At 47.4% G+C, this 14,670-nt stretch carries 8 protein-coding genes; 1 reads left to right on the top strand and 7 read right to left on the bottom strand.

Annotated elements, in window-relative coordinates:
• Window positions 1–20 precede the first annotated feature (20 nt).
• The 7 genes from QUB30_RS11220 to QUB30_RS11250 form a co-directional block, all read right to left on the bottom strand.
• Window positions 21–281, bottom strand: coding sequence for a type II toxin-antitoxin system RelE/ParE family toxin (locus QUB30_RS11220; RefSeq protein WP_333056712.1), 261 nt, complete (start codon window positions 279–281; stop codon window positions 21–23).
• Window positions 278–517: a hypothetical protein gene (locus tag QUB30_RS11225; protein ID WP_332979695.1), complete on the bottom strand. Its 240-nt coding sequence runs from the start codon at window positions 515–517 to the stop codon at window positions 278–280. Before QUB30_RS11225 ends, QUB30_RS11220 begins: the two co-directional genes overlap by 4 nt.
• A gap of 244 nt (window positions 518–761) precedes the next feature.
• Entirely contained in the window at window positions 762–1,739 is a 978-nt protein-coding gene (locus QUB30_RS11230; RefSeq protein WP_333333333.1) for a heme o synthase, read from the bottom strand.
• A 133-nt stretch (window positions 1,740–1,872) separates the two neighbouring features.
• Window positions 1,873–2,787 carry a heme A synthase gene (locus tag QUB30_RS11235; RefSeq protein WP_333333168.1) on the bottom strand — a complete coding sequence of 305 codons (915 nt, stop codon included), beginning with the start codon at window positions 2,785–2,787 and terminating at the stop codon, window positions 1,873–1,875.
• 951 nt (window positions 2,788–3,738) lie between these two features.
• Window positions 3,739–5,328: a glycoside hydrolase family 57 protein gene (locus QUB30_RS11240; protein WP_333333170.1), complete on the bottom strand. Its 1,590-nt coding sequence runs from the start codon at window positions 5,326–5,328 to the stop codon at window positions 3,739–3,741.
• A gap of 103 nt (window positions 5,329–5,431) precedes the next feature.
• Window positions 5,432–8,650 (bottom strand): EAL domain-containing protein, encoded by a 3,219-nt coding sequence (locus tag QUB30_RS11245; protein WP_333333172.1) that lies wholly within the window; start codon window positions 8,648–8,650, stop codon window positions 5,432–5,434.
• Window positions 8,651–9,015: 365 nt separating this feature from the next.
• Window positions 9,016–12,291, bottom strand: a complete 3,276-nt coding sequence (locus tag QUB30_RS11250) for a PAS domain S-box protein (protein WP_333333174.1) — start codon at window positions 12,289–12,291, stop codon at window positions 9,016–9,018.
• Window positions 12,292–12,921: 630 nt separating this feature from the next.
• Between QUB30_RS11250 and gatB the strand changes: the two genes are divergently transcribed.
• Entirely contained in the window at window positions 12,922–14,424 is a 1,503-nt protein-coding gene (gatB, locus tag QUB30_RS11255) for an Asp-tRNA(Asn)/Glu-tRNA(Gln) amidotransferase subunit GatB (RefSeq protein WP_333333176.1), read from the top strand.
• Window positions 14,425–14,670: the final 246 nt, after the last annotated feature.

Below are 14,670 nucleotides of genomic sequence, written 5' to 3' on the forward strand. Positions count from 1 at the left end.
AGATAATAGGTGAAGAAACATCATGCTTTGTAAACATCTTTCCGATGTTTGCATTGTAATAGGAGAATGATTAGTTCTTCATCGCCGATTTCATAACGAACGCGATAATCACCAATCCGAATACGGTACTCATTGTCAGCACCTTTGAGCTTGACCACCCCATCTGGGCGCGGGTTTTCGGCAAGTTGCAAAATCTTGACAGCAATACGATCGTAGACATCATTGGGCAGGGCATCTAGCTGCTTTTGTACAGCTTTAGGGGTAAGGATAGTGTAAGTCATGTCGATTTATTTGCCCGTTGTGCCATATATCGATCGAAAGTTGTGTAATCTCCAGCTTTGTAATCAGCACGGGCCGCTTCAATTTCGGCAATGTCTTCTGGAGAATCGTCCTCATTCGGGAATAATTCAGCTTCCAAAAATTCCCATATCTTGTATCTTTCAGCAATTCCCAGTGACGAAATAGCTTCCAGCAGTGATTGAAATGAGATGTCTACTTTCACGGTATTCTCAGCCATCAGAACTTTCCTCCTATTTTAATTTTACACTTAGTATATTTATTCAAGATTCTCAAAGTAGCTGGAATGTGATTTTATATTTAGCTTAATGGTTTCTTTCATGTTCATCCACTCTTTTTTTTACGGCACATTAAAGCAGATTAACGCAGATTAACGCAGATGGAAGAATGACTATTGCTATTTTACCATAAACAAAACCCGCAAGATGCGGGCTTTATTTTAATAAGGGCTATTTAACGGATTACTACATCACAACTGCACTAATCAAAGTTTGCACATTTTGTACAACAGCAGTAGTAAAATTATGAGTCGCAGGCAAACTGTCAACCACTATTCCAGCGCACAATAGCATCAGATACAGAATAGAGTATTTAAAGAGCGATCGCGCAACAATCTTATCCTCTGGAGTCTGCAACAGCAACCAAGCTTTTTGGGCAAAAATAGCACCGAGGAAAATAGCGGTTCCCGCATACAACGCGCCCGCTAAATGCAGGGGATAAACTAGCAGCAAAGTTGCAGGAATCATCAATAGCGTGTAAATCCAAATTTGGCGGGCTGTCTCTTCGTCGCCCTCAATTACGGGTAACATCGGGACGCCTACTTCCTTGTATTCGTCGCGAATCATCATTGCTAATGCCCAAAAATGCGGCGGTGTCCACAGGAATATAATCCCAAACAGCAGCCACGCACCCCAACTCAAATCTCCCGTCACCGCAGCCCACCCAACTAGCGGGGGAATCGCCCCTGCTGCACCGCCGATGACGATGTTTTGCACGCTGTGGCGCTTCAGCCAGTGGGTGTAAATTAGGACGTAGAAAACGATGCCGGACATGGCTAGCAATGCGGCTAATAAGTTGGCAACAACTGTCAGCAATGTAAAAGATATTGTAGCTAGGGCGATCGCAAATATCAAAGCATCCCGCTTCTTGACACGCCCCGAAGGAATCGGCCGCCACCGGGTGCGCTCCATAATATAATCGATGTCGCTGTCGTAGACACAATTAATCGTATTCGCCGACGCGGAAGCTAAAGCGCCTCCAGTAATAGTTGATACCAGCAATAGCGGCTCGACTTCTCCTTTGGCGGCCATCCACATTCCTGCTGAGGTGGTGATTAGCAGCAGTAAAATAATTCTGGGTTTTGTTAGTTGATAGTAACTTTTCACCACTTGCGAAAAGTTTTCGTGGAGGCGGGGCCTGTCGTTGGTAAGGATTTCTTGCATCGGTTGTAAGCTGTTAGTAATTATTTGCGAATTCGTCATTAGTCATTAGGTTGTAGGGGCGGGTTTTACGAGAAATATTTGCTGTAGCTACAAGGATTAATAAACCCGCCGCCTCTTACTTTAGTCTTATCTCTCAAGCTGATAAAACTCGATCGCGCCAAGCTAAAACACTAAAAGCTATCAGGGTTCCCAGCAAAGCAGCACCGACTGCTTGGTGGGCGACTGTCAGCGGTTCTACCTGAAGATGCAGGCGGAAAGTTGCTAATCCCAGAACTAATTGAGCAATTAGGCAAACACTCGCCCAATTAGCCAGTTTTCGCAAGTTTGGACTCAGTGCAGGCTGCCGCCAAGCCATGATTGCCAGTCCTAAAGTCGCTGCTGTAGCTGGTACTATGCCGGCGATGTGGCTGTTCATTACCGAGCACAATTGTGAGGAGTCCAAACATTGGTGCAGCGCCCATCTAGAGCCTACTAATGCTCCTAGCAAACTTTGCAGGTAAACTAACAATGCTGCGATCGAACTTACCCAAGCCAATTTGCCGACATTTCCTGTAGCTTCGTAGGGAGTCAGCATGAAACCGATGACTAGCAGGGCGGCAAAAAATAGTAAAGCTGTTCCCAAGTGAGCGGTAACGATGTCAAATCTCAGCAGTTGTGTTACTGTCAAGCCGCCCAATACGCCCTGAAAAACGATTAAAAATACTGCCCCGGCGCTCGCCCAAGGCAGCCATTTTGGCAGGCGGCTGCGGTAAAACAAAGATAGTCCTAAAAGTGCGATCGCGCTCAAGCCGATCGCTGCTGCGTCCAATCGGTGAAACCATTCCAGAAATACCTGCAAATTCATTTGCGCTGCAGGTATTAATTGACCGTAGCACAGCGGCCAGTCGGGGCAAGCGAGCCCCGCATTCATGACTCGCGTGGCGCTGCCTACAGCCATTAACAGCCAGGTTGCGATCGCAATTTTCCACACTAGGCTGCGGATAATATCTTTTGGCTGCCACTGCACTCCTGCTGCTGCGTTTGGCTGATTTAAAACTGAGTTTGCCATGAAATTTACCTTAGCCTTTGTTGTCGATCGAACTTAATTAAATATTGAGCTTTTGCTTTGGCTGAGCTTAGCCGAGCTTAACACTCTTTTTCTCTGACAAACCGTCATTTTTACTACCTTAGCGATACTTTTATCCAATTAGTTTGTCTTGAGAAAAATTTCAAGTTTCTTCTTTATATTACAAAAGATTTCCTTTATTTTGTCAAACTTAAAAAAACTTTAATCTTTCCTCGCTCGTGGATAATTAAGAACTCCCCCACTGTTGAGTCTAGACTGAAAAATAAAGATATAATTAAGAAAAACTATTTTTAAAATAATTGTGATATTAGCCGATAAAAAGTGTTTATAAAAAACTAAACAGCATAAAAAAATCTAGAAAATATCATTTGCCACCAACTATATTGAGGTGATTGTTCTACCCTAGTAGGAGTATGACGGCAAATAAAACGGCAGTCAACAAATTAAGCAAGCTATAAGCAAGCCACTCCTCAGTCCATGCCTCACAGCCCGGAGCAAGGAGTTCGCAGAAATCACACCAGAAATCGCTCCCACGCCCAGCAGCGCTAAATACGGCTTCACAGCCAAACTTTCAGAGGTGAGAAAATCCGCAGGTATCACAGTCAAGTTTACCAGGATGCAGTACGCATGGATATTTAATACCAATTATCAAAAACTCTACAACAGTAGTAATGGCAGATCAAATGTAATCCTATCCGGTTATAGATCAAGAATGTTTCTCTAAAAATACTTCAAAATCTGCGCGAAATTTTTATTTGCGCTCGCCTAAATATTCATAAATATCCCAACTCAATTATTGTTTTATATAGTGCCTCAGCCTCTCCGAGATTCAATCGTGATTGCTAATGACAATTCTATGAAAAAAACCCGCGACGGCGGGTTTTGTTTGTGTCGCAACTCGTTTTAAACTGTGGGGATTTGCTCGAAGTTTGCTTAAAGCGATCGATAAACGCGATAGTTGATTTCAGGGAAAATATTGTCAATCTCCTCAACCTTCTCCAACCAACCGGAATCAACTTTGCCTTCTTTCACTTCATCGTACAGCTTGTGAAAGCGCATTAAGTGCGATCGAGTCCGCCGCACTGCATAGGGCACCATCGTCCCTGTACGCATGATAAATGCCCAGTCAGAAGATTGAGCTAGCAGCACTTCCCGCGCCGCCTGGTTCAAAGCCCGCCACTGCAATTCATCCGCAGGTTCCATGCTTCCCAACTCAATCATCCGTTCCGCAGCTTTGTGCAAGTGCGGGTAAATCCAAGCATTGGTATCGTTGAGCCAATATTCGTGGAAACCCCGGAAACCCCAGCTAGACTGAGACGGGCGGCACACTTGCTGAGTCGGATTTGCCCGCAAATAATCGGCTAAGTGCGTCATCTCGTAGGTATTTTGGTCGTACCAACTCTTGCGGAACAGGTAATCTAAGAACCAAGGCCCTTCGTACCACCAGTGACCGAAAAGTTCGGCGTCGTAAGGTGAAACAATAATCGGCGGACGCTGCATAATGCCGTTGAGGTGTTCGACTTGGCGTTCCCGGTTGAAAGCAAAGTTGCTGGCGTGTTCGGCTGCTTTTTCCCGTGCCCAGTAAGGATCGTACAACTGTTTGTCGCCTAAACCCAATCCGCGACCGGTGATTTTGTGATATTTAATCCCGGTATTTTTCCGCTGGCCGTTGGGCATGATGTAGGGCTTAATGTAATCGTAGTCAGCTTCCCAGCCCAAATCTTTGTAGAATTCCCGGTATTCGGCCGCGCCTGGATAGCCTACTTCGGAAGACCACACCTGCTGTGAGGATTCGTGATCCCGGCCGAAGGCGGCTACTCCGCATTCGGTGAAAATCGGGGCGTAGCTGCCGTAGCGGGGGCGCGGGCGGGCGTAGAGGATGCCGTGACCGTCTGTGAGAAAGTAGCGCAGGCCTGCGTCGGCTAACATCCGCTCTAAGCCTTCGTAATAGGCGCATTCGGGCAGCCAAATGCCTTTTGGTCGGCGGCCGAAGTTTGCTTCGTAGTTGTCGCAGGCTACTTGAATTTGCGCCCAAACTGCCTCGGGGTACATTTTCATCAGCGGTAAATAGCCGTGGGTAGCGCCGCAGGTGATGATTTCGAGGTTGTTGGTGTCTTGGAATTGTTTGAAGGCTTTTACTAAATCTCGATCGTACCTTTCCCAAAAGTTCCGAACTTGAGAGAAGTGGGCGGCGTAATGTTCTGCTAAATAGCGGAGGTGACCGTTTCCGCTGTTGTGTTCGATTTCGAGATCCGCTAGTTCTTCGAGTTTAGCCAAGTGGTCGTCGAAGCGGTCTTGCAGTAAAGGGTCGCGCAGCATTGCCACCAAGGGCGGCGTCATGCTCATGGTAATTTTAAAGTCGATGCCGTCGCGAAGCAGCCCTTCAAAGACTTGCAGCAGGGGAATGTAGGTTTCCGCGATCGCCTCAAACAGCCATTCTTCTTCTAAAACGTAGTCGCTTTCGGGGTGGCGGACAAAAGGCAAGTGGGCGTGGAGAACGAGGGCGAGGTAGCCAATAGTCATAGTGATTTGGATGCCGTAGTTATTAACTGACGCCAGTTAGGGACAGCTTTAAAATATTTTAAGATTTTATGCTGAAACGGGACGCACAAAGTGCCGTGTTTTTTTAATGGCCTTTCTCTAACAAACTAAATGTCAGCAAATTCTGATTTTCTGCTTGCTGTCTGATTAGACCTGCTGCTGTTTGAGAGTCTACTGCCTTTGAAAAAAAGAATCCCTGGGCGTACTCACATTTTAACCCTTTGAGTATAGATAGTTGCGAGGCTTCTTCGACTCCTTCGGCTACTACATCCATGCCTAAATTGTGCGACAAAGTAACGATCGATCGCACAATTTCTGTCGGATCAATGCCTCCTTTGCTGAAATCGAACTCACCTCCCATCCTGCTAACAAAAGAGCGGTCTATTTTTAAAGTATTTGTGGGGAAGCGGTGCAGGTAGGAGAGCGATGAATAGCCTGTGCCGAAGTCGTCAATGCACAAGTGTATGTTTCGGGCTCTGAGCTGCACCAGCATTGCTGTTACGGATTCGGAATTTTCTATGAGTACGCTTTCGGTAATTTCTAGTTTTAAACTGCTGCCGTCGAGGTGACTTTCTTCGAGAACTTGGTCGATGTATTCGATTAAATCTGGCTGAGAAAACTGTTTGACTGAAAGGTTGACGCTGACACTCAAGGGCGGGTTGCTTGGAAATAGCTGCTGCCACTCGCGGATTTGGTGGCAAGCTGTGCGGAGTACCCACCGGCCCAGGGGTACGATCAAGCCGGTTTCTTCGGCGATTGTGATGAATTCGCCGGGGGAAACTAAGCCGCGTTCTGGATGCTGCCAGCGCACTAGGGCCTCAAAACTGGTAATTGTGCTGTTGGCGATGCTGACTATCGGCTGGTAGTGAAGGATAAACTGGGGCGCTGCGGATAAGGGAGGCAAGCCTGATGGGGCCGATTGGGCGGATTGGGGAGACTCTTCTTCTCTAGCGGGCTCTCTAATTGATTCGATCGCTCGCCGCAGGTCGTTTTCTAGCTGCAACAGCCACAAAGCGTGGGCGTGCATGGAACTATTAAAAACTTCGTGTCGGGCTCTGCCTAGTTCTTTGGCGCGGTACATTGCTGTGTCGGCGTCTCGCAGCAGGTTTGTCGGTTCTAGGTATTCGCCAGAACTCAAAGCTATGCCGATGCTGGCGGTGATAAATACTTCGTGTCCGTCTAGAAGGATGGGGGAGGTAATTTTCTTTTGCAGACGGTTGACAATGTTGGTAGCTTCATTTACGCCGTCGATGTCATCGAGCAACAGCACGAACTCGTCTCCTCCGAGGCGGGCCACTGTATCTCCTGCCCTCTGACAAGTTTCCAGACGCCGCGCGATCGCTACTAGCAGTTGATCCCCGATGGCGTGGCCGAGGGAATCGTTGACTACTTTAAATCTATCTAAATCGAGAAACAGCACTGCAAACAAGTAGTCTTTGCGCCGTTGTGCCAGCCTCAGAGAGTGTTCCAGCCGATCGGTAAATAGCGCTCGGTTGGGCAATCCGGTGAGGGCGTCGTGAAAAGCGTCGTGCAGCAGTTGTTCCTCGGCGAGTTTGCGCTGAGTGATGTCGTGGCAGTTGATCACGATTCCCTTGACGGCGGGATCGTGCAGCAAGTTGGTGGCTACAGCTTCTACATAACACCACGAACCGTTGCGGTGGCGGACTCGGTACTCAAGTGGGGACTGGCTTCTTTTGGGGTTTTCAATGGCTTTTTGGAGGGTTTGGGCGATCGCGGCGCAGTCGTCGGGGTGAACTATTTCTAAGGCGCTGCGCCCGATCGCCTGGTGGGGCGCGTATCCTAAAATTCGCTTGACGGAAGGGCTGATGTAGCGGAAGATTCCTTCGGCGTCGAGAATGATCGTGATGTCTGTGGCGTTTTCAATCAGCGAGCGAAATCGCTGTTCGCTTTGTCTGAGTGCTGATTCGGCTTCTTTGCGATCGCTGATGTCGAGAGCTACTCCGTCTACAATTATGTCCCCGTTTTCGTTCTTGGAAAATCTGGCGCTGTCTTGCACCCACTTGACCTCCCCAGATCTCAGAACGATGCGGTACTGGCGATCGCAGGGCAAAAGACTCGCTCTTGATGCTGCTACGCTGCTGTCACAGGAGCTTTTGTCATCGGGATGGATGATTTCCGTCAAGAGTTCCGGGCGCGAAATTACTTCTTCGGCAGCGATCCCTGTAACTTCGCGCACGCCCGGACTGATGTAGGGCATAGACATTGTGCCGTCTGGATGAAGCACGGTGCGGTAAACTGAGCCGGGAATGTTGGCTGCCATTGTGGCTAGCTGCTGCTGGATGCCACTTACTGCTGCTTCGGCGCGCTGGCGTTCTGCGAGTTCGGTTTGGGCTTGTTGGTATAGTTCGGCTTGGTGGATCGCGATCGCGCACTGGTCGGCTATGGCTTTGAGTAGCGACAGTTCTTCGGCGCTCCAAGAGCGCGCCCGATCGCACTGATAGAGGGCAATTCCTCCCAAAAATGACTGCTGGTAGAGTAGCGGCGCGATCGCGACGGCGCGAAACCCTACAAAATCTGCTGATGCTTGCAGCGACGGGCACAGGGTCGATAACTCGTCGAGGGCCAGGGTTTCCCCGGCCGCGAGGCAGGAGTGGTAGTGCTCGGCCAATTCGCAATTTAGCCCGACGAACCGTTCTCTGTCGGCTGCTTTACTGATGTAGCGAACTCTGATGCCGCCTTCGGCATCTGGCTGCAAGATCGCACAGGCGCTGATTTCGAGAGCTTCGTGCAGTTGATCTGCGGTGGTTTGGAGCACTTCGTCGAGTACAAGGGTGAAGCGCATAGCTTGGAGGATGCGGTTGACGATCGCTTCTCGCTGAGCTTGCCGCTGAATTTGGACGATCGCTTCTTGCTGCTGGCGGCGCATTTTGTATTCTTGGAGCGATCGTTCTAAGACGGTTGGCAACCTAAACAGCCGCCCCTTTAATACGTAATCTGTCATTCCGGCTTTGATGCACTCAACTGCCGCTTCTTCTCCCAAACTTCCCGTTACTAAAATAAATGGTATGTCTTGCCCTAATTCCTGCATTAATTTCAACACTTCTAAACCGTTGAATCCGGGCAGGCGGTAATCTGATAGTACAGCATCGTACTTGCAATTTTGGAGTAGTTTTCTGCACTCTGTTGCTGTTTCGGCAGTGTCGCAATTAAACTTTACTCCCCCCGCTTCTAAGGCGAGCATTATTAATTCCATATCTTCTGCCATGTCTTCGACAATCAACAATTTTAATGTTGATTCCGCCACCATTTTTAGTAGATAGTTGGTTTGAATTATATCTAACATAAGGTATTCGGAAGTTTTTAATTTGTTGTTTGTGTTGTTGCTAAATGTCATTTTTTAAATTTAATTTTGTTAATTAAAAGTCGAATATTTTAGTTGTTTTTAGTAAAATTAATTATATACTCTACTCTCCAGACCTTTATTTAGCACCCGGACCCTAGGGCTGACCGAACTGATTGGGGAGCATCCCAATTCTGTAAAAAGCATTTTTTAGGAGTCCGAGCATCTTGCACAGCCTAGATTTTCCGCTGCGATCTCTCAGAGCGAACAGTCCTGTGAAACCAAAATTCGGATGCTCTCGCAGATTGTGACTTCTTTAAGTGTATAATAGTTTTAAATTCAAAATTTAAAACTACGATAAAGTTAACTTACGAATCTATATTGGCGTTTGAGATTGTTTGCCCTAGTTTAAAGTAAAACGTGGCTCCTTGACTAGGTACGCTTTCTGCCCAAATCGTGCCGCCGTGACGATGAATAATCCGCTGGACGATCGCCAAACCGATGCCCGTACCTTCAAATTCTCTCTGGGAGTGCAGCCGTTGAAAGGCTCCAAACAGCCGATCGGCATATTCCATCGGAAAACCCACGCCGTTATCTTTGACAAAAATCGTTCCATCCGGTAACCCATCAATAACTATTGTAGCCGGAGTTCGTCCGCGGCTGAACTTGACGGCGTTGCTAATCAAGTTGCTGAACACCTGTTGCAGCAAGGTTGGATCTCCCGTTACCGTCGGCAAATTTCCGACGGCAAATTCGACGCTGTGGGGAGTTTGGGCCGGATCTGCGACAGTTGAGGATTTACTCAATTTAATCGCAGTTTGCACCAAACGCGTCAGATCGATCGGAATTTGCATTAACTCGGTGCGAGTCACCCGCGACAGGGCGAGCAAACCGTCAATCAAGAGGCTCATTTTTTGGCTGCTGTCTTCAATTATTTCGATATAGTGAACTATTTTGCGATCGCTCAAAGCCTCTGTTGATTGTAACCGCTGCTTCAAGGCATTCACAAAACCTGAAATGTGTCGCAAAGGTGCGCGCAAGTCGTGGGAAACTGAGTAGGAAAAAGATTCTAATTCTTTATTGGCAGCTTCTAATTGCTCTGTACGTTCTGACAAGGCTTGTTTGGTCTCTACCAACTCAGTAATATCGCGAGCAGTGCCAATTAAAGCATAAACCTCGCCGTCGAGATTTCTCAGCGGAATTTTAAACGTGTCGAAATAAGCATTGCCACCGACTCTCATAAATTTTTCCTGGTAGTGCAGAGTTTTGCCGCATTCAAATACTTGGCGATTTTCCCGGCTAAATCGTTCTGCAAGTTCGCTGGGATAGCACTCAAAAATGGTTTTGCCCTCCATCTGCTGCCTGCTGTCGAATCCGGAAAATGCGGCAAGAGGCTGGTTGACAAAAGACAGGCGCATATTGTCGCGTTCTACAACATAAATGTAGTCCGGCAAAGCGTCAAAAAAAGTCTCTAATTCTGCGGTACGCTGGGCGACTTGAGCTTCTAAAGTTTCGTTGAGTTCTTTAAGTTCAGCTTCTACTCGTTTGCGTTCGGTGATATCTTGACCGATGCCGATACACCTGCCGTCGGAAAGGCGAACATTTGCCCAAGAAGTGTCGATAGTTCGCCCGTCTCTAATTTTTGTTTTGAAGTCGGTCCAGTTGTGATTTGCTGCTTGGATTTGATCCAAAACGTATTGGCGGTATTCAGGCTGCGGATAAAATTCGGCCCAGATATCGAGTTCTTTGATTTCTGCCAAACTCCAGCCGAGCACTTGTTCCCAGTGGCGGTTTACCCAGTTCACTTCACCGCTGCTTCCCAAAAATCCGAGCATGACCGGCACGTTGTCGAAGATTGTTTGCAGCACTTCGTTTTGCTGTTTTAATGATTCTTCGGCTTGTTTGCGATCGCTGATATCGAGTACGGAACCGATAACTTGCTTCATTTGTCCGTCTGGGGTTCTTTTGAAGATTGTAGACCGATCGTGCACCCAGCGCCATTCCCCATTTTTGTGTTTAATTCTGTAGTCTATGTCATCGGTTTCATGGGGATTGCTGCTCTGTGTTAGCCGCTCCATACCTGTAATTAGGTGTAAAATATCCTCGGGATGAACTAAGTTAGCCACAGCATCTGTACCCCAATCTTGCAATTCTTTTGCAGTGTAGCCGAGCATCGCTGTGACCGATTCATTTGCATAAATATTTTTGTTTTCTACTGCATCGTATATGTAGAGAAAGTTGGGGATAGTTGTCAGGATGCTCTCTAAAAGTTCTTGATGTTTTTGCAGTTCTGATTCTGCCTGTTTGCGATCGCTTAAGTCCAGCACAAAACTGACACCGAACTGCTTCGTTCCGTCTAACAATGCGCTGCCCAGCAGCACCGGAACGCGGCTACCATCGGAGCGAATAAATTCTTTTTCAAAAGGAATAACAGTGTTCCTAGCCCTAAGTTCTGCTACTTTTTCTGTGTCTAAACGCACGTATTCTGGCGGTGTCATTTCTTGCCAGTTAATTCTTCCTGAAAGCAGATCGTCCCGCGTATAGTTTACTGTCTTTAAAAACGGAGCGTTGGCATCTAGAATGCGACCGTTAATATCCCAAAATATTATGCCGATCATGTTGGAATCAACTATGGCTCTAAATTTGGATTCGCTTTGTCGCAACTGGGATTCGACTTGTTTTAGTTCTGTGATATCGCGGGCAATAACTAAAATTGTTTCGACTGAATTGTCTTCCGCAAATTCGGGACTGATTCGACTTTGGTAGTATTTTATACCGTTAGGAGTAGCCAATTCAAATTCTATAGTTTCTTGTTTACCAGTACGGAAAACTTTTAAAAAAGCCTCATCCCATAAGTTGCAAAGCTGTGCCGGCATTCCTAATTCCTTGTTACTTTTGCCGATGAATTCGCCCCGGAGTTTTCCGGTAACAGCTTCGACTGCTTGGTTGACGTAAAGGTGGCACAATTCTCGATCGAACCGGGCGATAATATCAGTCGCATTTTCGGCTAGGGCGCTGAATGCCTGTTCGCGCTGGTGCAGTTCTTCTTGAGTGCGGTGGTGTTCGGTTATGTCTCGGCCACAAGAGAGAATTGAAACTACTGTTCCCGATTCATCGACGAGTGCAGAATTGTACCATTCGCAGTAAATTACCGAGCCATCTTTGGTATAGTTGCGGTTGCGGCAAACGTTGCGAGGTTCTCTGCTGTGTAACAGTTGATTTGTGACTGCGCACACTTGCTCGAAGTCTTCTTGATGAACTATTGACCATTGGTGCCAGTATTTGCCAATTGCTTCTGCTGCACTCCAGCCAAATATTTGTTCGGCCATTGGCGACCACCGCACTACCCGAAATTCTCTATCCCACTCTATAACTGCCATTGGCAAGTTTTCTAGGTGAAATTCCCGCCGCGAGTTGGCTTGTTTTATTTGAGTTTGAAGTTGCTGGCGGATTTGTTTAGCCCCGGCAAAGCGATGGCTGATTTCCTGTGCGTTTGCTGAGCCGGATTTGGCAATGCGATCGATGGTTTCTGCTGTTTGTTTTTCGAGTTCGTTCCAAGCGAGTTCGAGGGCTGATTCCGCCTGTTCTAGCTCAGTGATGCTGTTCTGAAATAGTGCGGCACTTTCAACGGGAATTTCAGGCATATTTTTGATACTTACGCAAGTGTTAATTTTAGAATTAAAAATTAAAAATTAAAAATTAAAAATTAAAAATATGTAATTTCCTGTGAAATTATACATTTTTAACTTTTAATTTGTGGAGAGAGCCGATCGTTAGAGGCGGGCGGTGCTATTAAAGACTGTCAGTAAAAGGGTTTGGCGTGCAGATCGGCAATTGCGGTCGATCGATTTAAAACTATCCTGGGCAAGAGTGCGGGCGGGAGCTGGCGCTAAGTATATTTTTGCACAGGGTTGTTGTTTGGGGGCGATCGAAAGGATATCGGCGTGGGTCGATCGCGAATCTGTAGCAGGGCATTGCGTATGCCGCTCCCCATCGGTCTGAGCTTAAGGCGTCAAACCCCCTGTCTGACTGTGGGTTTGACGCCTTAAGTTCAGACCGATGAAACCCCTCCTACCTACAAATAATCTCAAATCGGTTTGGTCAATATAGTCCTGGACGCATAAATAGCAAAGAAAGCGGGTTTTTACCAGTGTTAAAGGTCGGGATGCAGTATTTTCGCAATAAAAACAACCCGCTTTCTGACCGCCCGTGCGTAAGTCATACAATAAAAAGCTAAAATAAAATCTAAAGTTATTCAGTCTTTTAGGTCACTTATGACTGCTGCTCCACCCTCTTCGATAAAAAACCAAACTCAGTACGAAGCCATTATCGGTCTCGAAACTCATTGTCAATTGAGTACGAATACTAAAATTTTCTCCAGTTCTTCTACAGAATTTGGCAATGCCCCAAATACTAATATTGACCCAATTTGTATGGGAATGCCTGGAGTGTTGCCAGTATTAAATCAAAAAGTGCTGGAGTATGCGGTGAAAGCAGGGCTGGCTCTCAACTGCGAAATCGCACCTTACAGTAAGTTTGACCGCAAGCAATATTTCTATCCCGATTTGCCGAAAAATTATCAAATTTCTCAGTTCGATTTGCCGATCGCTACTAACGGTTGGCTAGAAATTGAACTGGTAGACGAGACGGGAAATTCTACTAGAAAAAAAATCGGGATCACTCGCTTGCACATGGAGGAAGATGCCGGAAAATTGGTTCACGGCGGCAGCGACCGGCTCAGCGGTTCTACTTATTCACTGGTGGATTACAACCGCGCCGGTGTGCCTCTAATCGAAATTGTTTCGGAACCGGATTTGCGATCGGGCGCGGAAGCTGCCGAATACGGTCAAGAATTGCGCCGGATCGTGCGCTACATCGGTGTTGGCGACGGGAATATGCAGGAAGGTTCGCTCCGGTGCGACGTGAATATTTCGGTGCGCCCCGTTGGCAGAAAAGAGTTCGGCACGAAGGTGGAAATAAAAAATATGAACTCTTTTAATGCGATCGAACGGGCGATCGATTACGAGATCGAGCGGCAAATTCAAGCCGTGGAAAATGGCGAAACCATCGTCCAAGAAACGCGGCTTTGGGATGAAAACAAGCAGTGTACTTTCAGTATGCGGGTTAAGGAAGGTGCGAGCGATTATCGGTATTTCCCGGAACCGGATTTGCCTCCGATCGAAGTTTCGGCCGAGCAATTGCATGATTGGAAAGCTCAACTGCCGGAATTGCCGGCAATGAAGCGCCATCGCTACGAAACTGAGCTCGCTCTTTCTCCCTACGACGCGCGGGTGCTGACTGACGACAAAGCCGTGGCGGAGTATTTTGAAAAATCGATCGCCGCCGGTGCTGTGGCTAAACAAGCTGCCAATTGGGTGATGGGCGATATCACTGCTTACCTGAAAAATGAAAAACTCGCCATCGCAGAAATTCCTTTCCAACCGCAGGATTTAGCCGAACTGCTGGGGCTAATTGATGCCGGCACGATCAGCGGCAAAATCGCTAAGGATATTTTGCCGGAGTTGCTCGCAAACGGCGGTTCTCCTCAGAAGTTCGTTGAGAGCAAGGGTTTGATTCAAATTTCCGATACTGGGGCGATCGATCGGGCAATAGATGCAGTGTTGGCCGCCAATCCCAAGGAGCTCGAACAGTACCGAGCCGGCAAAACTAAGCTGCTGGGCTTTTTTGTCGGCAAGGTGATGAAGGAAACGGGCGGCCGAGCCGATCCGAAATTGACCAACGAGCTGCTGGCGGCAAAGCTTAACTGCCCAGGCTAAGCAGTCGTTAAGGGGGTTCTGTAGCGGAGACAGCGGCGGGCGGTTTTTCTCGATTCTGCCGCTGTCTCGCGCTTCCGGCTGGATGGTAACTTTATAATTAATATACATTTCTTTACAACATCTTCACGTTTGGGGGTTTCACCCCTCATCCCGATAGTGCTATATTGTGTTGTGTAGATGCACCCTGATGGCAGAGAGAGTTACTTAGGTAGCTCTCTCTTTTTTTGTCTATTTTTTGTGGACACG

It is taken from the genome of Microcoleus sp. BROC3 (assembly GCF_036702515.1).
Classification (GTDB): domain Bacteria; phylum Cyanobacteriota; class Cyanobacteriia; order Cyanobacteriales; family Microcoleaceae; genus Microcoleus.

Bases quoted from the DNA above. Each gene is read 5' to 3' on its own strand.
- QUB30_RS11220 (WP_333056712.1), bottom strand. From the start codon at position 281: ATGACTTACACTATCCTTACCCCTAAAGCTGTACAAAAGCAGCTAGAT.
- QUB30_RS11225 (WP_332979695.1), bottom strand. From the start codon at position 517: ATGGCTGAGAATACCGTGAAAGTAGACATCTCATTTCAATCACTGCTG.
- QUB30_RS11230 (WP_333333333.1), bottom strand. From the start codon at position 1,739: ATGCAAGAAATCCTTACCAACGACAGGCCCCGCCTCCACGAAAACTTT.
- QUB30_RS11235 (WP_333333168.1), bottom strand. From the start codon at position 2,787: ATGGCAAACTCAGTTTTAAATCAGCCAAACGCAGCAGCAGGAGTGCAG.
- QUB30_RS11240 (WP_333333170.1), bottom strand. From the start codon at position 5,328: ATGACTATTGGCTACCTCGCCCTCGTTCTCCACGCCCACTTGCCTTTT.
- QUB30_RS11245 (WP_333333172.1), bottom strand. From the start codon at position 8,650: ATGTTAGATATAATTCAAACCAACTATCTACTAAAAATGGTGGCGGAA.
- QUB30_RS11250 (WP_333333174.1), bottom strand. From the start codon at position 12,291: ATGCCTGAAATTCCCGTTGAAAGTGCCGCACTATTTCAGAACAGCATC.
- gatB (WP_333333176.1), top strand. From the start codon at position 12,922: ATGACTGCTGCTCCACCCTCTTCGATAAAAAACCAAACTCAGTACGAA.